The following is a 22546-nucleotide window of genomic DNA, read 5'->3' on the forward strand; positions in this document are numbered from 1 at the left end:
CATAGGGGTCTGCCCTCCCCGGCATAGGATTCGCATATGATTCCGGCCCGCACGGCCCGTATGCGCCTCAAATGCTATGAAATCCCTACGCAATCTGCCGGTTCCCTGTCTCGCATCCCTATGCCCGTCCGCTTAATTGCGATGCCGCCGCAACGGAGGCGGCACATGATGCAAGATTGGCGTCCCCGCTGGACCTTGAAGATCGGCCTGCGCCTGCTCGGCCTCGCCTTGCTGGCCACGCTCTGGCCCGAAGGGCGCGCCCTTACTGCGCTCGCCCATGGCCATCCAGCGGTCACCATCGGCCAATTGTCGCTCGCCGCGCTGGCCTTTCTATGTGCCAGCGGCGGGATGGCGCTGCTGTTGATGGGGCCCGACCTGTGGAAGCCGGTACGCCTGGCCGATCGCTGGACCGCGCGATGAGGTTCATGACCAAGATTTCATGATGGGATCATCCGGCGGGAAGCCGGGCCGGCCTATTGCCGCGTCATCGTCGCAGAGGAGTAGCGACGCGCGGACCACAGGCCATGACCAGACCCATTTTCTTCGATCCCACCGGCCGGCGCGGCATCTGGGCGCGGCGCGCCCTCGCCGCGCTGCTGTGCGCCATCATCGCCGCCACCATCGCCTTTGCGACGACGCTGATCGCCGTCCCGTCGGAAGGCGACCTGGCGCTGCCTTTGCCCCAGCCCCGCGCCGCGCATCTGACCGGCATGTCGCGGCTGCGCCATGACCTGTCCAAATGGCTGCCGCGCTGGCCCGGCCATGTCGCACAGGCCCGTCCGCTCAATGTCGGCTTCTATGTCCCCGATGACGAAAGCAGCATCGCCTCGCTGCGCCGTCATGTCGGCCAGCTCGACTGGGTCGTGCCCGCCCTGGTGACCGTGCCGGGCAGCGATCCCGCGCCCCGATTCCATGCCGACCCGCGCCTAGACCAGATGATCGCCAGCATGGGCCGACCGCCCAAGCTGCTGCCGATGGTCCAGAATCTCGATGCCCATGGCTGGAACGGCGCCGGCACCGCCCGCCTGCTCGCCAATCCGGCCGCCACCCGCCAGTTGGCCCAGCGGCTCGCCGCCTCGGTCGCGGCGCATCATGATGCCGGGCTGGTGATGGACTTTGAATCGCTGCCGTCCGGCGCGCTACCTGCCTATCTCCATTTCCTGCGTCAGTTGCGCAGCGACCTGCCCGCCCGCGCCAAGCTGGCGGTCACCGCGCCCGCCGGCGAGGAATGGCCGCTCACCCGCCTCGGCCAAATTGCCGACCATGTCATCTTCATGGCCTATGACCAGCATTGGCAGGGCGGCACCCCCGGCCCGATCGCGGCGCAGGACTGGTTCGCCCGCGCGGTCGAGGATGCCAGTCGCCGCGTCGGCCGCGATCGCATCATCGTTGCGCTCGGCAGCTATGCCTATGACTGGCATGATGGCGGCGCCGACGCCCTGTCGCTCGACGAGGCCTGGCTCGCCGCCCATGACAGCGACGCCCCGGTCAGCTTCGATCCCGCCAGCGGCAATGCCGGCTTCGCCTATGATGATGACGGCCATCGCCATCAGGTCTGGATGCTCGACGCCGCCGCCAGCTGGAACGAGTTGCAGGCGCTCCGTCGCCTCGGCATCCAGGGCGTGGCGCTGTGGCGGCTGGGCAGCGAGGATCCGGGCATCTGGTCCGATCTCACCGCCTTCCGCAACGGCAGCCGGCCCGACCTGCGCCAGGTCGCGAGCAAGCTCGACACCGATGTCGAGGGATCGGGCGAGATATTGCGCATCACCGCCACGCCGACCGACGGCAGCCGCTCGATCGCCTTCGGTCCGCAGGGGACGATCCTGCGCGAAACCTATCATGTCCTGCCCACCCCCTATCAGGTGCGGCGGACTGGCGGCGCCCAGCCCAAGATGCTGGCGCTCACCTTCGACGACGGCCCGGACGCGACCTGGACGCCGAAAATCCTGTCGGTGCTGGAACAGCATCATGTGCCCGGCACCTTCTTCGTCATCGGCGAGAATGCGCTGGAGCATCCCGGCCTTTTGCAGCGGATCGTCGCCGACGGCGACGAAATCGGCAACCATAGCTACAGCCATCCCAACCTTGCCACCTGGTCGGACGAGAGCACCCGGCTGGAACTCAACGCCACCCAACGGCTGGTCCAGGCCTATACCGGGCGCAGCATGAAGCTGTTCCGCGCGCCCTATTTCGGCGACGCCGAACCGACCACGGCGGACGAACTGGGGCCGGCGCTGGCCGCGCAGAAGGCCGGCTATACGGTCGTCGGCCTGCACGTCGATCCCAATGACTGGCAGCGGCCGGGCACCGACACGATCGTCCGCCAGGTGATCGATCAGGTTCACAATGCCGATGCCGACCGGTCGGGCAATATCATCCTGCTGCACGATGGTGGCGGCGAACGGTCGCAGACGGTCGCCGCCCTGCCGCAGATCATCACGACTTTGCAGAAGGAAGGCTATCGTTTCGTACCGGTGTCGCGCCTTGCCGGCCTGTCCCGCGAAGCGGCGATGCCGCCGGTCCGTGCCGACGACCTGACCGCCGTGCGCGTCGATGTCGGCATGTTCATCACCCTGGCCGTCATCTCCGCCCTGCTCGGCTGGATCTTCTATGTCGCCATCTCGCTCGGCATTGCCCGCGCGCTGCTGATGACCTTCCTCGCCTGGTTCCAGACCCGCCGTGACCGCCCGGCGCCGCCCATCTATCAGCCGACCGTTTCGGTCATCATTCCCGCCTATAATGAGGCGCGTGTTATCGAAGCATCGGTACGGCGCGTGTTGGCCAGCGACTATCCCGCATTGCAGTTGATCGTCGCCGATGACGGGTCGAAGGACGAGACCAGCGCGATCGTCGCCCGCGCCTTTGCCGACGATCCGCGCGTCACCCTGCTCACGCTGCAAAATGGTGGCAAGGCGGCGGCGCTCAACCGCGCCCTGACCGAAGCCACCGGCGAGATATTGATCGCGCTCGACGCCGACACCCAGTTCGAGCCGCTGACGATCGCGCGGCTGGCGCGCTGGTTTGCCGATCCCGCCATCGGCGCGGTGGCGGGCGACGCCCGTGTCGGCAACCGGGTCAATCTCGTCACCCGCTGGCAGGCGCTGGAATATATTACTGCGCAGAATCTGGAGCGGCGCGCGCTCGCCGGCTTCGACGCCATGACCGTGGTGCCCGGCGCCGTTGGCGCCTGGCGCCGGGCGGCGCTCGACGCGGTCGGCGGCTATCCCGAAGATACGCTGGCCGAGGATCAGGATCTGACCATCGCGATCCAGCGCGCCGGCTGGCGCGTCACCTTCGATCCCGAGGCGGTCGCCTGGACCGAAGCGCCCGAAAGCTTCAAGGCACTGTCGAAGCAGCGCTATCGTTGGGCATTCGGTACGCTGCAATGTCTGTGGAAGCACGCCGCCATCCTGCGCAGCCGCAAGCCAACCGGCCTTGCCCTAGTGGGCATGCCGCAGGCTTGGCTGTTCCAGATCGTCTTTGCCGCCATCTCGCCGCTGATCGACCTGGCGCTGCTGCTGTCGATCGCGGGCACGATCCTGCGCGTACAACAGCATGGCTGGGACCAGACCAGCGGCGACGTCGCGACCATGGCGCTCTACTGGCTGGTCTTCACCGGCATCGACATCGCCTGTGGCGCGATGGCCTATCGGCTCGACGGCAACAAGGTGCGCTACCCCGCCCATCTGCTGGTCGCCCAGCGCTTCGTCTATCGCCAGATCATGTATTGGGTGGTGGTGCGCGCGATCGCCTCGGCCATTGGTGGCTGGGTGGTGGGCTGGGGCAAGCTGGAGCGGTCGGGCCGCGTGTCCGTCACCGCGCCCAGGCATGAACAAAGTGTAACATGACTCACGAACCCCGCTCGATCATTCTGCCCACGACGACAGCCAAGGACATGGCCAGGAATATGGAGGCCCCCACCATCGACAAGAGCGCAACCAGCCGCCTGCTGATAGGCCTGGCGCTGTGCGCGGCGTTGATGAGTGGTGCCTTCTTCGTCCATGTCCGCCGCGATGCCGAGGATCATGCCAGCATCGCGGGCGCTCGCACGCAGTTGCTGCCTGGCCTGACTCTGGAAAATGCCGAACCACCCGGCACCGGCCTGGTCATCACCAGCATGGAATCGAGCGGCCAGGCCGCCCGCGCCGGCATCACCGTCGGCGACGATCTGGTCCGGATCGACAATGTCCCGGTAGCCACGCTGGACCAGGCCAGCGCCTTCCTGACCGAGCATCGCGATCCGCGCGTCACATTGGGCTTGCGGCATCGGGATGCCATCCGCATGGTGCGCTTCGACCGTTCGCAGGATTAGGGGCCCGGGCGCATGAGCCACAAGATACTGGTGGTAGAGGATGATGCCACCACCGCCGCCTATATCGCCAAGGGCATGACCGAAGCGGGTTTTACCGTCGACCAGGCCGACAATGGCCGCGACGGCCTGTTCCTGGCAAGCGACGGTAGCTATGGTGCGATCATCCTCGACCGGATGATGCCGGCGATGGATGGTATGGCAGTGCTGAAGGCACTGCGTGCTGCCAGCATCGAGACACCGGTGATCTTCCTCTCCGCGCTCGGCACGCCCGAAGATCGGGTCGAGGGGCTGACCAGCGGATCGGACGATTATCTGACCAAGCCGTTCGCCTTTGCAGAACTGCTGGCGCGGGTGCAGTTGCTGCTGCGCAAGGCGGGCGGCAATGCCGCCGTGGTCACCAGCCTGCGCTATGACGATCTCGACATGGACCTGCTCGCCCGCCGGGTGAAGCGGGCCGGCAAGGTGATCGACCTGCAGCCACGCGAATTCCGCCTGCTCGAATTTTTCCTGCGCCACCCGGATCAGGTGGTGACGCGCACCATGCTGCTCGAAGGCGTATGGGACTATCATTTCGATCCCGGCACCAATGTGATCGATGTCCATATCAGCCGGCTGCGGCGCAAGCTGGACGACGGGTCGGAACGCCCCCTGCTGCACACGGTGCGCGGCATGGGCTATCGGCTTGGCCTTGAAACCTAGCCTGCTGTCCCACTGGCGGGGCTTTGCGCGATCGACCATCGGCCGGTTCGTCGGCCTCGCTTTCCTCTGCCAGTTCCTGGTGACCGGCGGCGTGCTGCTGTTCGTGCAGCAGGCAAGCCAGCGCACCATCGTCGCGGCCGATCGCGACGCCGTCGGCGACCTGCGCGACGAATTGCTGGGCGTGCTTCGCTATCATGGCGCGGCAGGCCTGAAGCAGGATATCGAACGACGCCTGCCCAGTGTGCGGAGCGAACGGCTGGTTTTGCTGCTGACCGCCCGGGATGGGCGGATCATCGCCGGCAATCTCGGCGCCTGGCCCGCCACCATTCCCGACGACACGCCCTGGCGCACGATCGAACTCTATCGCATTGGCAGCGAGCAACCTGAACCGATCGGCGTGACCGCCACGCGCCTGCCCGATGGCGGACGGCTGCTGACCGGGATTGTCACTTCGCACAGCCTGCAACTGACCCGCATCTATGAGGAGGCGCTGACCATCGCCTTCCTGATGAGCCTTCTCCTCACCCTCATCATCGCGATTCTGTTGGGCCGGGTGCTGACGCGCCAGATCTCCGCGATCGCCGACACCGCCAATGCAGTCGCGGTCGGCGCCTTCCATCGCCGGGTCGCCACCGACGGCAGCGGCGACGCCTTCGATCGGCTCGGCCTCTCGATCAACGCCATGCTGGAGCGGATCGACGCGCTGGTCAGCCAGTTGCGGATGATGACCGACGGCCTGGCCCATGACCTCAAATCCCCGGTCACCCGCCTGCTCTCTGTCGTCGAGCAGGCCAGCACTCAAACCCGCGACGACCAAGCGCTCGACGCGCTGGAAAAGGTCCATCGTGAGGCGCAGACGCTGCAAGCCATGCTCTCGACCGCCCTGCTGATCAGCCGCACCGAAGCAGGCTTTGGCAGCGACCGGATGCGCGACACGCCGATCGCCGAGCTGCTGGAGGATCTGGCCGAGGTTTATGGCCCGCTGATCGAGGATAGCGGTTTCACCCTCCATGTCGCGGCACCGGCTGGCCTGACCTTCCCGCTGCATCGCGAACTGGTGAGCCAGGCGATCGCCAACCTGATCGAGAATGCGCTCAACTATGCAGAGGGCGGCAACCGCATCGCGCTTGATGCGGCGATGGAGGGCGACGCCCTCACCATCAGCGTCAGCGACAATGGGCCGGGCATTCCCGCCGACCAGCATGAAGCGGCGATGAAACGCTTCGGCCGACTCGATCCATCGCGCAGCAAGCCCGGATCGGGCCTTGGTCTGTCGTTGGTTGAGGCAGTGGCTCGGCTGCATCATGGCGTTCTGCTGCTGGGCGACGCCGCGCCCGGCCTGCGCGCGACATTGCGCCTGCGCCGTCCCGCCTGATTTTCCAGCGATTTTAGAGAGAGGCACATCCCGGCCGACAGCGTAGCGCGTGCAGTCGCCTGCCATCGACCGGGATGAAGCATTGCCACCCCTTTTGGAGAGGGGGAGTGACAACGTTGTCCTGCGCATTAGCGCGTCGCCGCAGGGGTTGCAACAGCGATTCGCCACGGCTCGTCGCAGGACATGAAAAAAGCCGCCCATCCGTTGGCGGATCGGCGGCTACTTTTCTGTCGCGGCTGCAGGATCAGCCGGCGTAGAGATTGGTCGGCAGACCCTTCACGCCGCATTCCACCTCGAAAAAGGCGCCGTCATAGTCGGATTCGGGAAGGCCGATCGCCGCCGAGCTGACGAACATGCGGTCGAGGTCGGGACCGGCGAAGGTGATGTTGGTCACCTGCTTCGCCGGCAGTTCGATCGCCCGATCGAGCTCGCCCTCGGGCGAGAAGCGGCTGATCCGCGAACCGCCCCAATGGGCCACCCACAAATAGCCTTCGGCATCCACCGTCATGCCATCGGGATGGCCATCTGCTTCGGTGAAGGTGATGAAGGGCTGGCGATCATGAATCGTTCCGTCCGGGCCGCGGCGGAAGCGATACATGATCCGGCGGCCGGTATCGCTATGATAGAGATAGTCGCCACAGGCCGAGAAGGCCGGGCCGTTGGGCACGCGATAGCCATCGTCCATCACCGTGACCGAACCATCGGGATCGAGGCGATAGAGCGCGCCGACATCCTGCCCTTCGGCCATGTCCATCGTGCCGCACCAGATGCGGCCATCCTTGTCCGCCTTGCCATCGTTCATGCGATTGCCGGGCAGATGCGGTTCGGGATCATGGATCGGGGTGATCGCCAGCGGGTCCAGCGTGAAGCTGGCAAAGCCGCTCTGGAAGCCGCCGATGAAGCCGCCCTGCGTCCGCTCGGCCACCCAGCCAAGCGGTTCGGGCATGGCCCAGCGCGACACCTGGCCATCGTCGAGCGAGAGCCGGTTGAGCGCCGTGGCCAGGATATCGACCCAATAGACCGCATTGTCACGGGCGGACCAGAGCGTCCCCTCCCCCAGCGTGTCGCGGATGTCGCCGCGTTCAATCTTGCGCCAGGCGGCCATGTCAGCGCTTCACCGACAGGCGATAGACCATCTGGTGATGATAGGGCTTGCCCGGATCGACCCGTGCCGAAACGAAGCTCGGCTGGTTGGGCGAGTCGGGGAATTTCTGCGGTTCCAGCGCGATGCCGTCGCCCATGCGATACACATGCTGGTTCTTGCCGATGAAAGTGCCATCCAGGAAATTGCCGGTATAGAATTGCACGCCCGGCTCGGTGGTCAGCACTTCGAGCACGCGACCCGATGCCGGATCTTCCAGACGCGCGGCCAGGCCCGGCGTCTTGGTCAGCCCCTTGTCGAGCGCAAAATTATGGTCATAGCCGCGGCCCGCAATGATCTGCGCATCATGGCCGTCGCGAATGCCGTCGGCGACGCGGCGACCATTGCGGAAGTCGAACACCCCGCCTTCCACCGGCTTCAGTTCGCCGGTCGGGATCAGATTGGCATCGACCGGGGTATAGGCCTTGGCCGGAATCGTCAGCACATGGCCCAGCGCGCCGTCGGTCGAGCCTTCGCCGCCCAGGTCGAAGATCGCATGGTTGGTCATGTTGACGATGGTCGGCTTGTCGGTCTTCGCGTCGAACGCGATGCCCAGATTGCCGCTCTCGTCCAGCGTATAGGTGACGGTGACGTCCAGCTTGCCGGGATAGCCCGAATCGCCATCGGGGCTGACCAGCGACAGCACCAGCGTCGCGACCGGGCCGCTCTTGACCGACACGACCTTCCACACCTGCTTGTCGAAGCCCTTGCCGCCGCCATGCAGCGAATTGACCTTGTCGTTGAGCGGCAGCTGATAGGATTTGCCGTCGAGGCTGAACTTGCCGCCGGCGATGCGGTTGGCATAGCGGCCCACGGTCACGCCGAAGAAGTTGGGATGGTCGACATAGCCGGCCAGATCGTCATAGCCCAGCAGCACGTCGGCGCTCTTGCCGTCCTTGTCCGGGCCGGACAGCGACTGGAGCGTCGCGCCATAGCTCAGGATCTTGGCCGACACGCCATGGCTGTTGCTCAGCGTGATCGCCTCGATCGCGGTGCCGTCGGCCAGCTTGCCGGCCGGGGCGCGGCTGGCATCCGCCGCCATCGCCGTGCCGCTTGCGAGCGACAGGGCCAGTGCGTATGACAGCGCTGTTTTCAAATCGACGACCTTTCGCATGGACTTCCTCTCGTGAAACCTACGCCCATTGACGGGCGGTTACGGGGGATATACTCCGACAAAATAAGCGGACGCAACCCTAGATCGGTCTCGTCAGCTAGTGGAACTGCACTGGAGAAGGATGAATGGCAGGACCGATTTCCTCAGGCGCTGCGCCGGTCGCAACGCATAACCCCGGCACGCGTTATGGGCCCGCGCTCGCGCTGCTGGCCAGCCTCTTCTTCATGTGGGGCTTCATCACCGTCATCAACAACACGCTGCTGCCGCATCTGCGCAGCGTGTTCGAGTTGAGCTATACCCAGACGACCTTGATCGAATCGGTCTGGTTCATCGCCTATTTCGTCGCCTCGATTCCCTCGGCCAAGCTGATCGAGCGGGTCGGCTATCAGAAGTCGCTGGTGATCGGCCTGCTGATCATGGCCGCCGGCGCGCTGGGCATGACGGTCGCCGCCTCCATCCCCTCCTATGGCGTGACCCTGGTCATGCTGTTCGTGATCGCCAGCGGCATCACCCTGCTGCAGGTCGCCGCCAACCCCTATGTCGCGGTCGTCGGCAAGCCGGAAACAGCCTCGTCGCGCCTCAACCTGGTGCAGGCGATGAACTCCGCCGGCACGATGCTGGCCCCGATGTTCGGCGCCTATCTGATCCTCGGCCGGTCGAAGGCCGGCACGGCGCAGGGCGAAGTCGTCCTGACCCAGGCCGAACGCCTGGCCGACGCCCAGTCGGTGATCCTGCCTTATGTGCTGGTCGCGATCGTGCTGGTGGTGCTGGCCTTCGTCATCGCCCGCTTCCCCCTGCCCGCCATGGGCAGCGCAACCTCGCGCCTCGCCAAGGAAGAGCGCAAGAAGCATTCGCTCTGGTCGCACCGCAACCTGGTGTTCGGCATCCCGGCGATCTTCATCTATCTGATCGCGGAAATCGGCGTCGCCAACCTGTTCGTCAATTTCGTCAGCCAGCCCACCATCGCCAACCTGACCCATGAGCAGGCCGGCAATTATCTGTCGCTGCTGTGGGGCGGCATGATGGTCGGCCGCTTCGCCGGTTCGGCGATCATGCAGAAGTTCGACGCGGGCCATGTCCTCGCCGCCTTCTCGGTCGGCGCCTTCATCGTGATGATGGTCACCGTCTTCACCACCGGCCCGGTCGCCATGTGGTCGCTGATCCTGGTCGGCCTGTTCCACTCGATCATGTTCCCGACCATCTTCACCCTCGGCATCAAGGGCCTCGGCCCGCTGACCGAAGAAGGTTCGGGCCTGCTGGTGATGGCGATTGCCGGTGGCGCACTGGTCGTGGTGCAGGGCTGGATGGCCGACCATTATGGCCTGCAGACCAGCTTCCTGCTGACCGCCGCCTGCGAACTCTATGTCCTCTTCTACGCCCTGTGGGGATCGAAGACGACGCAGGCGCTGCCAGAGCCGGAACTGCACTAAGCGTCAGGCTTGGACCCAAACAGAAAAGGCCGGGGTGGATCGCCACCCCGGCCTTTTCTGTTTGGGTTGTTTTGCTAGGCGCCTACGGCGCCTCCCCTCAGCGCCCCATCGTGCTCGCCGTATCCTCCAGCGCCAGGTCGACCAGCACACCCATCGCCTCGGCCGCCGCGACCGGATCGCCCGCCGCGATCGCGTCATAGACGCGGACATGGTCGGGAATCGGGTTGCGCGGCAGGGCGCGGGCGCGCTGCTTGAACTGGGTGGTCCAGTTGACCGCCGCGCCGATGCTGGCAGTCAGCGTCAGCAAGGCATCATTGCGCGTCGCGTTCAGGATCGCATTGTGGAAATCGCGGTCGGCCGCGCGCCCTGCCTCGGTCGCCAGCGTATGGCGGCGCATCGCGGTCAGCGCATCCTTCATGATGCGCAGATCCTCCTTGTCGCGCCGCATTGCCGCCAGCCGCGCTGCTGCCGGCTCGACGATAGCGCGCAGCTCGAACAGGTCGCGCACGAACTGGATGTCGGGTTCGCCGGCAAAGGCCCAGGCCAGCACTTCGGGGTCCAGCAGGTTCCAGCGATTGCGCGGCAGCACGCGGGTGCCCGCCTTGGGCCGGCTTTCCACCAGCCCCTTGGCGGTCAGCACCTGGATCGCCTCGCGATAGGCGCTGCGCGATACTTCCAGTTCCTCGGCAAAGGCGACTTCGCCCGACAGCGTGTCGCCGGGCTGATATTGGCCGGACAAGATCGCCATGCCCAGCTTGTGCGCGATCGCGCCATGCAGCCGGCGACCGGGGCCGCGCGTCGGCTTGGCCGCCCCTCCGCCATTGTCCGCCCCTGCCCCATTTCCGGGCGGCTTCCCCTGTTCCATTCACGCTCCTCTCGGCCTGCCCCTCATCAGGCATAGCTCTTCTTAAAAGACAATCATTGCCATTACCATCTTCCTGTAATATGTCGGAGTAATTAAGGGATGGAAAGGGAAAAGGCGGCCGCCATTCGGCTGATTGCCCGACCTTTCCAGGCAGCGCGCCAGCATGGCGCAAAGCGGGATTGTCTAGCCAATACCAGCGCCACGGATCGGCGCGCGGGAGGAGAGTTTTTCATGACATTGCGTCTGTTGCAGCACCGCGCCGAAAATGGCGTCCGGTCCGTGATCGCGGCCGAAGGTGACACCGCCCATTTCGTTCCTGGTTTCGACAGCATCCGCGCGCTCGCGCTGCATGCCATCGACCGCAAGATCAGCCTGGCCGAAGCGGTCGCCGCCGCGGGCAAGGGTGATGCTGTCAACATCGGTGTCGCTTTCGAGGCCGGCGAACTGCTCGCCCCGATCGACCATGAGGATGGCGCCCATATCCAGCTGACCGGCACCGGCCTCACCCATCTCGGCTCGGCCGAGGGTCGCGACAAGATGCACCGCGAGGCGGCCGCCGTCGAAAAGCAGACCGATTCGATGCGCATGTTCCTGGAAGGGCTGGAGGGCGGCAAGCCCGCCGCCGGCCAGACCGGCCAGCAGCCCGAATGGTTCTACAAGGGCGACGGCTCGCAGCTCGTCGGCCCGACCGATCCGCTCACCATGCCCGCCTTTGCCAAGGATGGCGGCGAGGAACCGGAAATCGCCGGCATCTACATCATCGGCCCCGACGGCATGCCCTATCGCCTTGGCCTCGCGCTCGCCAACGAGTTCAGCGACCATGTGACCGAGCGCCACAATTATCTGTGGCTCGCCCACTCCAAGCTGCGCCAGGCCTCGCTTGGCCCGGAGCTGCTGGTCGGCACCCCGCCCGAGCATATCGAAGGCACCAGCCGCATCCTGCGCGACGGCCAGACCATCTGGGAAAAGCCGTTCCTGTCGGGCGAAGGCAATATGTCGCACAGCTTCGCCAACCTGGAACATCATCATTTCAAATATGATCTGTTCCGCCGCCCCGGCGACGTCCATGTCCATTTCTTCGGCACCGCCACCCTGTCCTTCAGCGACGGCGTGCAGACGCAGGAAGGCGACGTGTTCGAAATCATCGCCGCGCCCTTCACCCTGCCGGTGCGCAATGCGCTCAAGCGCGCCGAACCTGTCGAAGTGACCGTACAGGCACTCTGAAGCGATGGACCCGATCCGCATCGCGATCATCGGCATCGGCAAGATTGCACGCGACCAGCATGTCCCCGCCATCCGTGGGAACAGCGCGTTCAGTCTTGCCGCGACGGTCAGCCCGCATGATGCCGGGCTGGACGGCGTGCCGCACCATGCCAGCCTGGACGAATTGCTGGAACAGGGTCCGGCCGTCGATGCGGTCGCGCTCTGCACCCCGCCCCAGGTCCGTTACGACCTGGCGGCGCAGGCCCTGGCCAAGGGCATCCATGTCTTCCTGGAAAAGCCGCCCGGCGCGACCCTGGCTGAAGTGGCCGCGCTCAGCGCCCGTGCCGACAAGGTCGGGGCCAGCCTGTTCGCGGCCTGGCATTCGCGCTTTGCCGCCGGCGTCGCTCCGGCCCGCGCCTGGCTCGCCGAACGGCGGATCGACAAGGTGTCGATCATCTGGCGTGAAGATGTCCGCGTCTGGCATCCGGGCCAGGCCTGGATCTGGCAGCCCGGCGGCCTGGGCGTGTTCGACCCCGGCATCAACGCCCTGTCGATCGCGACCCATATCCTGCCGCGCCCCTTCTTCCTGAAGGACGCGACCCTGGTGCTGCCGGAAAACCGCGCAGCGCCGATCGCCGCCGACATCCTGTTCCGCGACACCGCCGGCGCCGAAATCCACATGGATCTCGACTGGCGCCAGACCGGCCCGCAAAGCTGGGACATCATCGTCGAAACCGATGCCGGCCCCTTGAAGCTCAGCCATGGCGGCGCCGTGCTGTCGCTGCCCAGCGGCACCGAACATGGCGAGGATATCGAATATGCCGGCCTCTACAGCCGCTTCGCCACATTGATCCGCGGCGGCCGCAGCGATGTCGACACCGACCCGCTGCGCCTGGTCGCCGACGCCTTCCTGCGCGGCAAGCGGGAAACCACCGACGCATTTCACGACTGACATTCGAGAGGAGAGAGGAATGTTGAAAGCCCTGCGCCGTACCACGGCCGCGCTGCTGCTGTGCGCCACCGCGCTCGCCCCGGCCGCGCATGCCCAGACCGGCGGCAAGCCGACCACGGCGACGATCCATGCCGACCAGCCCGGCGCCGTCTATGACAAGCGCGTCTTCACCCAGTTTGCCGAGCATCTGGGCAATGGCATCTATGGTGGCCTGTGGGTCGGCAACGACAAGTCCATCCCCAACACCAACGGCTTCCGCAACGACGTCGTCGCCGCACTGCGCAACCTGTCGGTGCCGGTGATCCGCTGGCCCGGCGGCTGCTTCGCCGACGAATATCACTGGCGTGAGGGCATCGGCCCGAAGAAGGACCGCCCGGTCAAGGTCAACACCCATTGGGGCGGCGTGACCGAACCCAACACCGTCGGCACGCACGAATTTTTCGAGCTGCTGCGCCAGGTCGGCGCCGAAGCCTATATCGCCGGCAATGTCGGCAATGGCACGCCGCAGGAAATGGCCGAGTGGGTCGAATATATGACCGCGCCCGCCGGCAGCCTTGCCGAACTGCGCGCCAAGAACGGCCATAAGGAACCCTGGGCCGTTCCCTATTTCGGCATCGGCAACGAGCTGTGGGGCTGCGGTGGCAACATGCGCCCCGAATTCGCCGCCGACGAAACCCGTCGCTACGCCACCTTCGTCAAGGCGCCCGCCGGCACCAAGATCATGAAGGTCGCCGCCGGCGCCAATGTCGACGACTATAACTGGACCGAAACCATGATGCGCGTCGCGGGCGACAAGCTCGATGGCGTCTCGCTCCATTATTATGTTCATCCCGCCGGTGGCTGGCCGCCGCGCGCCCCCGCCGTCGACTTCGACGAAAATGGCTGGGCCGACGCGCTCAACGGCGCGATGCACATGGACGAGCTGATCACCAAGCACAGCGCGATCATGGACAAGTACGATCCCAAGAAGCGCGTCTTCCTGGCGGTCGACGAATGGGGCAGCTGGTATGCCCAGGATCCGGGCACCCATCCCGGCTTCCTGCGCCAGCAGAATACGCTGCGCGACGCGCTGATCGCCTCGATCCATCTCGACATCTTCGCCAAGCATGCCGACCGCGTCCGCATGACCGCGATCGCGCAGATGGTGAACGTGCTGCAGGCGATGATCCTGACCGACGGCAAGAAGATGGTGCTGACGCCCACCTATCATGTTTTCGAGATGTACAAGCCCTGGCAGGACGCCACCGTGCTGCCGATCGACATCCAGACGCCCTGGTATGCGAAGGATCAGTACACCATGCCGGCTGTCAGCGGCTCGGCGGTCAAGGGCAAGGACGGCAAGGTTCATGTCGGCCTGTCGAACCTCGACCCGAACCAGACCAATACCGTCACCGTGAAGCTCGATGGCCTGAGCGCCAGCAGCGTCACCGGTCGTATCCTGACGGCGTCGGCGATCAATTCGCACAACACGTTCGACGCGCCCGAAACCGTCAAGCCCGTCGCCTTCACCGGCGCACAGGTCAGCGGCGGCACGCTGACCGTCGCGCTGCCGCCCAAGTCGGTGGTCGTGCTCGAACTGCAATAAGGCTTTTCGCCAACTGGGTGGGCGGCTCCTCGGGGCTGCCCGCCCATTTTTCGTTTTCGATAATTTGGGGAGAGGCCGGCAGATGCGGCAGACCATCATCACCTTGGCAAGCCGTGCCCTGCTGGCCGGCAGCGCGATCGCGCAGGCACCGACTGCGCCGACCGCGACCACGCTCAACGACCGGCTGACCGGCGACCTCGTTCCCACCCATGATCCGGTCATCATCCGCGAAGGCGGCACCTATCATGTCTTCAGCACCGGCCATGGCGACCGGCTGATCGAGACGCGGACCTCGCCCGACCTTGTCCACTGGACCGCCGGCAAGCCCGTCTTCACCGCCCTGCCCGACTGGGCCAAGCAGGCGATACCCGGCAGCAACGGCATGTGGGCGCCCGACATCTCCTATGTGAACGGCCGCTATCGCCTCTATTATTCGGTTTCGACCTTCGGATCGAACCGTTCGGCGATTGGCCTGGCCACCAGCCCGACACTGGACCCCAAGGCGAAGAATTTCGGCTGGCGCGACGAGGGGCTGGTCGTCATGTCGACCAGGGAGGATGATTATAACGCGATCGATCCCAATTTCATCATCGACCGCGATGGTCGCCACTGGCTGAGCCTCGGCAGCTTCTGGACCGGGATCAAGCTGTTCGAGCTGGATCCCAGGACCGGCAAGCCCAAGGATCCCAAGGCCAAGCCCTATTCGATCGCGCGCCGCCCCGCCCCCGCCGGCGGCCCCGCCCCGGTCGAAGCGCCCTTCATCATCGACCATGGCGGCTATTATTGGCTGATGGTCAGCTATGACTATTGCTGCAAGGGCGTGAACAGCACCTATTATACCGTGATCGGCCGTTCGAAGGCGATCACTGGCCCCTATCTGGGCAAGGACGGCAGCCCGCTGATGGAAGGCGGCGGCAGCATCTTCCTGCGCGCCGACCTGCAGGAACAGCAGCGCTTCCGCGGCCCCGGCCATGCCGGCTGGCTGCATGATCGCGATGGCAAGGACTATGTCGTCTACCATGCCTATGACAAACAGGCGAACGGCGCCCCGACCCTGCGCATTGCGCCGGTGCGCTGGGGGGCTGACGGCTGGCCTGTCGCCGATTATTGATCCAATTGTCTGACTATCGCCGCGTCCCGCCGCGGCATCAGGAGAGAGAAGAATGAATTTCGCCCTGTCCCGCCGTGGTTTCCTTGCCAGCACCGCCGCCTTGTCCGCCGCGCCGATTGCCGCGCGCGCCGGTGCCGCCGCCCCGGCCACGGCCGCCCCGGTGCCGGTCAATCCGCTGGTCAAGCAGCGCGCCGACGCGCAGGTCTTCCAGCACGACGACGGCTATTATTACATGACCGGATCAGTGCCCGAATATGACCGTCTGGTGCTGCGCCGCTCCAAGACCTTGGCTGGCCTTGCCACCGCCGAGGAAGCCGTGCTGTGGCGCCATGAGGCAAGCGGCCCGCGCTCCGGCTTCATCTGGGCGCCCGAACTCCACCAGATCGACGGCAAATGGTATATGTATTTCGCCGCCGGCCCGAGCGGCGGCGGCGACGATGTATTCCGCATCCGCACCTATGCCGTGGTGTGCGACGGCGCCGATCCGATGACCGGCAAGTGGAGCGTGCTGGGTGAATTCCAGGCTCCCTGGGACAGCTTCAACCTCGATTCCACCAGCTTCGTCCACAAGGGCGTGCGCTATTTCGCCTGGGCCCAGAAGGAACCGGGCATCGACACCAACAGCAATCTCTACATCGCCAAGCTCGAATCGCCGCTCAAGCTGGCCGGCAAGGCGACCCGCCTGACCGTGCCCACGCTCGACTGGGAAGTGCGCGGCTACAAGGTGGCCGAAGCCCCCGCCGTCCTGCATCGCAACGGCCGTCTGTTCATGACCTATTCGGCCAGCGCCACCGACGCGCGCTATTGCCTGGGCATGCTGACCGCGGACGAGAATGCCGACCTGCTCGATCCCAAGAGCTGGACCAAGTCGCCCCAGCCGGTGTTCAAGACCTGCACCGAAACCAGCGTCTATGGCCCCGGCCACAACAGCTTCACCGTGGACGAGAAGGGCCGCGACATCCTCGTCTATCATGGCCGCGACTATGAGGCGATCCAGGGCGACCCGCTGTTCAACCCGGACCGCCATACCCGCGTCCAGCGCCTCTATTTCCAGGCCGACGGCACCCCGGACTTCGGCGTGCCCGTGGGCAATGGCGCCATGCCCGAACGGTTCGTCTCGGCTGCCGATCCCAAGGCGCTACTGGCCCATAAGGGCACCGACCTGATCGCGGGCAATCCCGCGCTCGCCCAGACCCAGTTCCGCCAGTCGCCCGGCCGCGCCGGCGCGAAGAGCGTGATGCTCTCCCCCATCCTGCTGCCCGACCATTATCTGGTCGCGGCCAAGGACGGTACGGTCAGCCTGATGAAGGATGATCGCAGCGCCGATTTCGCGCTGCGCAGCCAGTTCGTCCGGTTCGAGGATGCGGCCCAGGGAACGGTGCGCTTCGCGACTATCGCCGTCGCCGGCAAACATCTTGCCGCGATCGACGGGCGCATCGGCCTCGCGCGCAGCAAGGATCCGCGCACGCAATGGTACGCCGACTGACCGCGACTCGCCGAGTCTGACAAATAGGGCCATGGGCTCGCGCTGCCAAAAGCCGCGCAAGCCCATGGCCTTTCGGCTTTTTATGGCCTGAAACGCCCGAAAAACCGGGCCAAAATCGCTGCGGCAAAATTGCAACATGGGTGCCACGTAGCGCAACCCCGACCCAATATTTCACTTGCGCTTCTCAGCATGTGGAAATAATTAGTCCGAGTAATTCGTGGGCATGGCAACGGGCCAGCCCCTTGGGGAGGACTTGAAAATGGCTATCCGGCCGATCGCACTCTGTTCTGCGTCGCTTGTCGCGCTGACCCTGTCGGGCGCCGCCTTCGCGCAGACCGACGCCGCTCCGCAGACCATCGCGCAGGACGCGCCGGCAGATGAATCCGCCGACATCGTCGTCACCGGCGTGCGCGCATCGATCGTCGGTGCCCTGAACGTCCGCAAGAACTCGACCCAGATCGTCGACTCGATCGTCTCGGAAGATGTCGGCAAGTTGCCGGACAATAACGTCATTGAAGCGCTGCAGCGCGTGACCGGCATCCAGGTCACCAACCGCGCCGGCGGCGAAGCGGCTGGCATCTCGATCCGCGGCCTGCCCGACGCGCTGACCACCCTCAACGGTCGCAACATCTTCACCGCTGCCGGCCAGTCCTTCTCGCTGCAGGATATCTCCGCCAACCTCGTCAACCGCGTCGACGTCTACAAGACCCGCTCGGCCGACCAGATCGAAACCGGCCTCGCCGGCCAGGTCGATGTCCAGACCCGCCGCCCGTTCGATTTCGACGGCTTCGCCATTTCGGGCCTGGCCCGCGGCATCTATAACGAGCAGGCCGACACCTATAATCCGAACGTCGCACTGCTGGTCAGCGACCGCTGGGAAACCGGCATCGGCGACATCGGCATTCTGGTGAATGGCAGCTACACCCGCACCAAATATCGCGACCAGACCGTCACGGCCGGCGCGCTGGTGCCGTTCGCCGCCGAAGCCGGCAACGGCTTCTCGCGTCTGGAACGCATCTTCCCCGGCCCGGACAATGTGAACTGGCAGCCCGGCCTCGACCGCGGCCTGCCCACCGCCGCTGGCTCGACGCTCGACATCAACGGCGCGCAGGTTCCCTATCTCCTGTCGCGCGACGCCGTGTTCAGCTCCGACCTCTATGGCAAGCGCGAGCGCCCGTCCTTCAACGTCGCCCTGCAGTGGGCACCGAACAGCAGCTCGGTCTACACCGCCGAAGTCTTCTATGCCGGCTATCGCGGCGAAACCTTCAACAGCCTGCAGTTCAGCTTCGTCGACTGGTGGGGTAACCCCGGCACCGTCGAAACCTATGAAGGCACCAACATCGTCAAGTCGCGCACCGGCGTGGCCGACGTCTATGGCTTCAACAGCGGCGACTTCAACAAGTCGAAGACCGACAGCTTCGTCTATGCCCTGAACGGCAAGTGGGATCTGGGCGATCGCGGCAAGATCGTCGGCGACCTCGCCTACCAGACCAGCAAGGTGAAATCGTCCTTCATCGCGATGCGCACCGACCGCGTCGCCAGCTCGATCGACGTCGACTTCAACGCCGGTGGTGGCATCCCGTCCTACCACTTCAGCGACGACAGCCTGCTGAACGATCCCAGCATCTGGAACGTCGTGCAGATGTACGACAATGCCAATCGCGACAAGGGCAGCGCCATCACCGGCACGCTCGATGGCTATTACACCTGGGACGAAGGCTTCATCCGCCAGCTGAAGGCCGGCATTCGCATCGACCAGCGCAAGGCATCGAACGCCGTGCGCACTCAGGATCGTGGCGCACCGCTGGTGGCGACCACCCTGGCCGGCCTGGGCGAAGGCGCCGCCTTCACCAACAAGGACTTCTACCAGGGCCGCGCCGACGTGCCGTCCAGCTGGACGCTGGCCAACGGTTATTGGCTGCATGACAATGCGGATCTGGTGCGTGGCCTCTATGGCCTGCCGACCTCCGACCAGCTGTCGCTGCAGAAGACCTTCGACATCGATGAAAGCACCATCGCCATGTATGTGCAGGCCGATGGCGAGGTCTCGATCTTCGGCCGTCCGCTCAAGCTGCAGGCTGGCGTCCGCTACGTGACGGTCGACACCGACTACAACTTCTTCGACCGCTATAATGGTGGCGCGCATACTGGTGTGTCGCAGGGCTCGGACAAGTGGCTGCCCAGCTTCACCGCCCGCTACGAAATCTTCGACAATCTGCGCCTGCGCTTCAACTATGGCGAAACGCTGCGTCGTCCCAACTTCGGCGATATCAACCCGAACTATAACCTGACCGGTGACCTCACCAATGTCGGCTATGGCAGCGGCAGCGCCGGCACGGCCAGCCTGGCGCCGACCCATTCGAAGAATTTCGACGTGGCGCTGGAATGGTATTTCGAACGCAACAGCGCGATCACGCTGACGGGCTTCCGCCGCGAGATCAGCGGCCTGGTCGTTCCGCTGACCGTCATGGAATATATCCCGAACAACGGCATCGAAGCCGGCGCGACGGACTATTTCGCCATTACCCGCCCGGTCAATGCGTCGGACGGCGTGCTCAAGGGGCTGGAACTGGGCCTGACCTACTTCCCCAGCTATCTGCCGGGTCCGCTCAAGGGTCTGGGCTTCGTGGGCAGCGTCACGGTCCTCGACTCCAAGCAGAATATCCCGCTCACCAATTCGGCCGGCGAAGTGACCGGTCAGGCAAGCTCGTCCTTCTTCGGCGTGTCTGACCTCAGCTACAACGCCACCCTGGCCTATGATAATGGTCCGATCGGCGCGCGCCTGTCCTATATCTGGCGCAAGGAATTCCTCGCCAATAACGAGGCACGCCTGTTCGCCAATCCGATCGGCGTGTGGCGTAACCCGGAGGAAAGCCTGGATCTCCAGCTCACCTGGAACGTCAATGATCGCCTGGGTGTGACCTTCGACGCGGTGAACCTCACCAAGTCGAAGCAGCAGACCTACTATAAGTTCGAAGATGTCGGCGGCCCGGATCAGTTCAACCTGGGCACCACCCTGTTGTCGCGCACCTTTGCGCTGGGTGTCCGCTACACCTTCAAATAAGTGCCCGATGGGGCGTGGCGTCTCCTCGCTGCGCCCCATTTTCATGGCGGTCGTTCCGGGAACCCTCTCCAACTCCCCGGAACGGCCGCCATATTTGTTTCAGGATACAGGGAGACGGACGATGCGCGCGATGAGGATGCTTCTGCTGGCAGGGGCTGCCATGATCGGCATGGGCGCCGCCTCGCCCCCTCCCCGCTCCGCCGGCCTCGATACCCATGCCATCGCGGTGCAGCGCTTCGGCAATGACGCGCCCTGGTATCAGGATCGCATCCCCTTCTTCGAATCCGCCGACCCGAAGATCGACGCCGTCTATTATTATCGCTGGCAGCTCTATCGCGGGCATCAGCGCGATCTGGGCGAAGAAGGGTACATCACCACCGAATTTTTCGACGATGTCGACTGGCAGCGCCATCCTTATGCCAGCCTCAACGACGCGACAGGCTTTCACCTAGCCGAAGGACGCTGGCTGAACGATCGGCGCTTTGCCGACGATTATATCCGATTCATGTATCGCGGCGGCAATGACCGCCACTTCACCGACTATATGGCGGACTCGGTCTGGGGCCGGTACCTGGTCGATGGCGACAAGGCGGGCGTGCTCGAACATCTGCCGGTGATGCGCCACATCTATCGCCTGTGGGACGAGAAGTTCGACTTCGACAAGGGCCTCTATTTCGTCGAACCGCTGCTCGACGCGACCGAATATACCGTATCCTCGATCGACGCCTCGGGCGGCAAGGACGGCTTCCGGGGCGGCGACGCCTTCCGCCCCTCGGTCAACAGCTACATGTATGCCAATGCCCGCGCGCTGGCGAAGATGGCGACCATGGCCGGCGACACCGCCATGGCGCAGGAATATGAAGCCCGCGCGCAGACACTGAAGGATCATGTCCTTGCCGACCTGTGGAGCGAGAAGCTCGGCCATTTCATCGACCGGCACCAGAGCCGCAAGAATCCGCACGTCAAATATTGGGATCCGATCCGCAACCGCGAACTGGTCGGCTACCTCCCCTGGATGTTCGACCTGGTCCCGGACGAGGCGAAATATGCCGGCGCCTGGACGCATCTGCTCGACCCCGCCTCGCTCGCCGGCAAGGCGGGCATGCGCACGGTCGAAGCGAATTACGAATATTATATGCGGCAATATCGCTATCTGGGCGACGCGCCCGAATGCCAGTGGAACGGCCCGATCTGGCCCTATCAGACGACACAGGTGCTGATCGCCATGGCCAATCTGCTCGATCATCACAGCCAGCAGGGGCCGGTCAGCCGCAGCGACTATATGCGGCTGCTGCGCCAATATACTGCGCTCCACTATCAGGGCGACCGGCTCGACCTGGAGGAGGATTATCATCCCGAAACCGGCAAGCCGATCGTCGGCCTCGATCGCAGCCATCATTATTTCCATTCGGGCTATAATGACCTGATCCTGGGCGGGCTGGTCGGCATCCGTCCGCGCGCGGACGATGTGCTGGAAGTGAACCCGCTGCTGCCCGACGCCGGCGATCCGCAGGCGCTGGCCTGGTTCCGGGCGCAGGACGTGCCCTATCATGGCCATCGCATCGCCGTGACATGGGACGCGGACGGCAGCCATTATGGCCGGGGCAAGGGCCTGTCGGTCGAGGTCGACGGCAAGGAAGTCGCCCGGCGCGAGACATTGGGCCGGATCGAGCTGCCGGTGGCGCGCGTCGCCAATGCGCCCGTCGCCCGGCCGATCAACCGCGCCGTGCAACTGGTGCGCAGCCAGTTCCCCATCGGCAGCGCATCCAGCAACACCGCCCCCGAAAATGTCCATGACGCGATCGACGGCCGCACCTGGTTCTTCCCCGAGCTGCCCAATGGCTGGTCCTCCGCGCCCGGAGAGGCCAACCAATGGTATGCCGTTGACCTGGGCAAACCAGTGTTCATCGGCCGCGCCGAACTCGCCTTCTTCGCCGACGGCAAGCAGTTTGCAGTGCCGCAATCCTATCGCCTGCAGGCCATGGTCGATGGCCAGTGGCGCGATGTCGCGACACCAAAGGGCGCGCCACTCGCCAATGGCGTGACCGACCTGCGCTTTGCCGGCCGCGCCGCGCGCCAGTGGCGGGTGCTGATGCGCCAGCCCCAGGGCAAGGCGATCCGGCTGGCGGAGATCAAGCTGTTCGACCGCTGAATTGGCTATGGCCCTGGATCGTGACGCAGCCTAAACGGACCGTCGCCCTGTTCAGCA

General features: G+C 65.0%; 16 protein-coding genes. 13 read left to right on the top strand and 3 right to left on the bottom strand.

The genetic code is table 11. The features are described 5' to 3' along the window. Nucleotides 1–165 precede the first annotated feature (165 nt). The 5 genes from ACI6S0_RS14960 (at nucleotide 166) to ACI6S0_RS14980 (ending at nucleotide 6386) form a co-directional block, all read left to right on the top strand. Complete coding sequence (locus tag ACI6S0_RS14960) at nucleotides 166–420, top strand: hypothetical protein (protein WP_434403555.1); 255 nt, start codon at nucleotides 166–168, stop codon at nucleotides 418–420. 104 nt (nucleotides 421–524) lie between these two features. Continuing rightward, on the top strand, nucleotides 525–3848 hold the full coding sequence (locus ACI6S0_RS14965; protein WP_434403556.1) for a glycosyltransferase: 3324 nt from the start codon (nucleotides 525–527) through the stop codon (nucleotides 3846–3848). Beyond that, the gene (locus tag ACI6S0_RS14970) at nucleotides 3845–4312 is read left to right on the top strand and encodes a PDZ domain-containing protein (RefSeq protein WP_434403557.1); all 468 of its coding nucleotides are present in this window, start codon (nucleotides 3845–3847) and stop codon (nucleotides 4310–4312) included. Before ACI6S0_RS14965 ends, ACI6S0_RS14970 begins: the two co-directional genes overlap by 4 nt. A 12-nt stretch (nucleotides 4313–4324) precedes the next feature. Next, the gene (locus ACI6S0_RS14975; RefSeq protein ID WP_434403558.1) at nucleotides 4325–5011 is read left to right on the top strand and encodes a winged helix-turn-helix domain-containing protein; all 687 of its coding nucleotides are present in this window, start codon (nucleotides 4325–4327) and stop codon (nucleotides 5009–5011) included. Next, nucleotides 4995–6386, top strand: coding sequence for a sensor histidine kinase (locus ACI6S0_RS14980; protein ID WP_434403559.1), 1392 nt, complete (start codon nucleotides 4995–4997; stop codon nucleotides 6384–6386). Before ACI6S0_RS14975 ends, ACI6S0_RS14980 begins: the two co-directional genes overlap by 17 nt. 244 nt (nucleotides 6387–6630) lie before the next feature. Here ACI6S0_RS14980 and ACI6S0_RS14985 read toward each other — a convergent pair whose 3' ends face one another. Both ACI6S0_RS14985 and ACI6S0_RS14990 read right to left on the bottom strand, forming a co-directional pair. Beyond that, nucleotides 6631–7491, bottom strand: coding sequence for an SMP-30/gluconolactonase/LRE family protein (locus ACI6S0_RS14985; protein ID WP_434403560.1), 861 nt, complete (start codon nucleotides 7489–7491; stop codon nucleotides 6631–6633). A 1-nt stretch (nucleotide 7492) separates the two neighbouring features. After that, a complete protein-coding gene (locus tag ACI6S0_RS14990) occupies nucleotides 7493–8641 on the bottom strand; it encodes an aldose epimerase family protein (protein ID WP_434403561.1) in 1149 nt (382 codons plus the stop codon). A gap of 125 nt (nucleotides 8642–8766) precedes the next feature. Here ACI6S0_RS14990 and ACI6S0_RS14995 point away from each other — a divergent pair, with 125 nt between their 5' ends. Beyond that, the gene (locus ACI6S0_RS14995; protein ID WP_004208494.1) at nucleotides 8767–10071 is read left to right on the top strand and encodes a sugar MFS transporter; all 1305 of its coding nucleotides are present in this window, start codon (nucleotides 8767–8769) and stop codon (nucleotides 10069–10071) included. A gap of 97 nt (nucleotides 10072–10168) precedes the next feature. Here ACI6S0_RS14995 and ACI6S0_RS15000 read toward each other — a convergent pair whose 3' ends face one another. Further along, a complete protein-coding gene (locus ACI6S0_RS15000; protein WP_010338088.1) occupies nucleotides 10169–10936 on the bottom strand; it encodes a FadR/GntR family transcriptional regulator in 768 nt (255 codons plus the stop codon). Nucleotides 10937–11167: 231 nt separating this feature from the next. Between ACI6S0_RS15000 and araD1 the strand changes: the two genes are divergently transcribed. The 7 genes from araD1 (at nucleotide 11168) to ACI6S0_RS15035 (ending at nucleotide 22489) form a co-directional block, all read left to right on the top strand. Then, a complete protein-coding gene (gene araD1 / locus ACI6S0_RS15005) occupies nucleotides 11168–12160 on the top strand; it encodes an AraD1 family protein (RefSeq protein WP_097385737.1) in 993 nt (330 codons plus the stop codon). Between the two features lie 4 nt (nucleotides 12161–12164). Continuing rightward, nucleotides 12165–13091: a Gfo/Idh/MocA family protein gene (locus ACI6S0_RS15010; protein ID WP_069337959.1), complete on the top strand. Its 927-nt coding sequence runs from the start codon at nucleotides 12165–12167 to the stop codon at nucleotides 13089–13091. 19 nt (nucleotides 13092–13110) lie between these two features. Further along, a complete protein-coding gene (locus tag ACI6S0_RS15015) occupies nucleotides 13111–14676 on the top strand; it encodes an alpha-N-arabinofuranosidase (RefSeq protein WP_434403562.1) in 1566 nt (521 codons plus the stop codon). A gap of 82 nt (nucleotides 14677–14758) precedes the next feature. Beyond that, on the top strand, nucleotides 14759–15787 hold the full coding sequence (locus ACI6S0_RS15020; protein ID WP_434403564.1) for an arabinan endo-1,5-alpha-L-arabinosidase: 1029 nt from the start codon (nucleotides 14759–14761) through the stop codon (nucleotides 15785–15787). Between the two features lie 52 nt (nucleotides 15788–15839). Beyond that, nucleotides 15840–17273 (top strand): family 43 glycosylhydrolase, encoded by a 1434-nt coding sequence (locus tag ACI6S0_RS15025; protein WP_434403565.1) that lies wholly within the window; start codon nucleotides 15840–15842, stop codon nucleotides 17271–17273. 259 nt (nucleotides 17274–17532) lie between these two features. Then, nucleotides 17533–20337 (top strand): TonB-dependent receptor, encoded by a 2805-nt coding sequence (locus ACI6S0_RS15030; protein ID WP_434403566.1) that lies wholly within the window; start codon nucleotides 17533–17535, stop codon nucleotides 20335–20337. A 130-nt stretch (nucleotides 20338–20467) separates the two neighbouring features. Further along, the gene (locus tag ACI6S0_RS15035; RefSeq protein WP_434403567.1) at nucleotides 20468–22489 is read left to right on the top strand and encodes an MGH1-like glycoside hydrolase domain-containing protein; all 2022 of its coding nucleotides are present in this window, start codon (nucleotides 20468–20470) and stop codon (nucleotides 22487–22489) included. Nucleotides 22490–22546: the final 57 nt, after the last annotated feature.

It is taken from the genome of Sphingobium sp. DN12, from assembly GCF_051058005.1.
Classification (GTDB): Bacteria; Pseudomonadota; Alphaproteobacteria; order Sphingomonadales; family Sphingomonadaceae; genus Sphingobium; species Sphingobium yanoikuyae.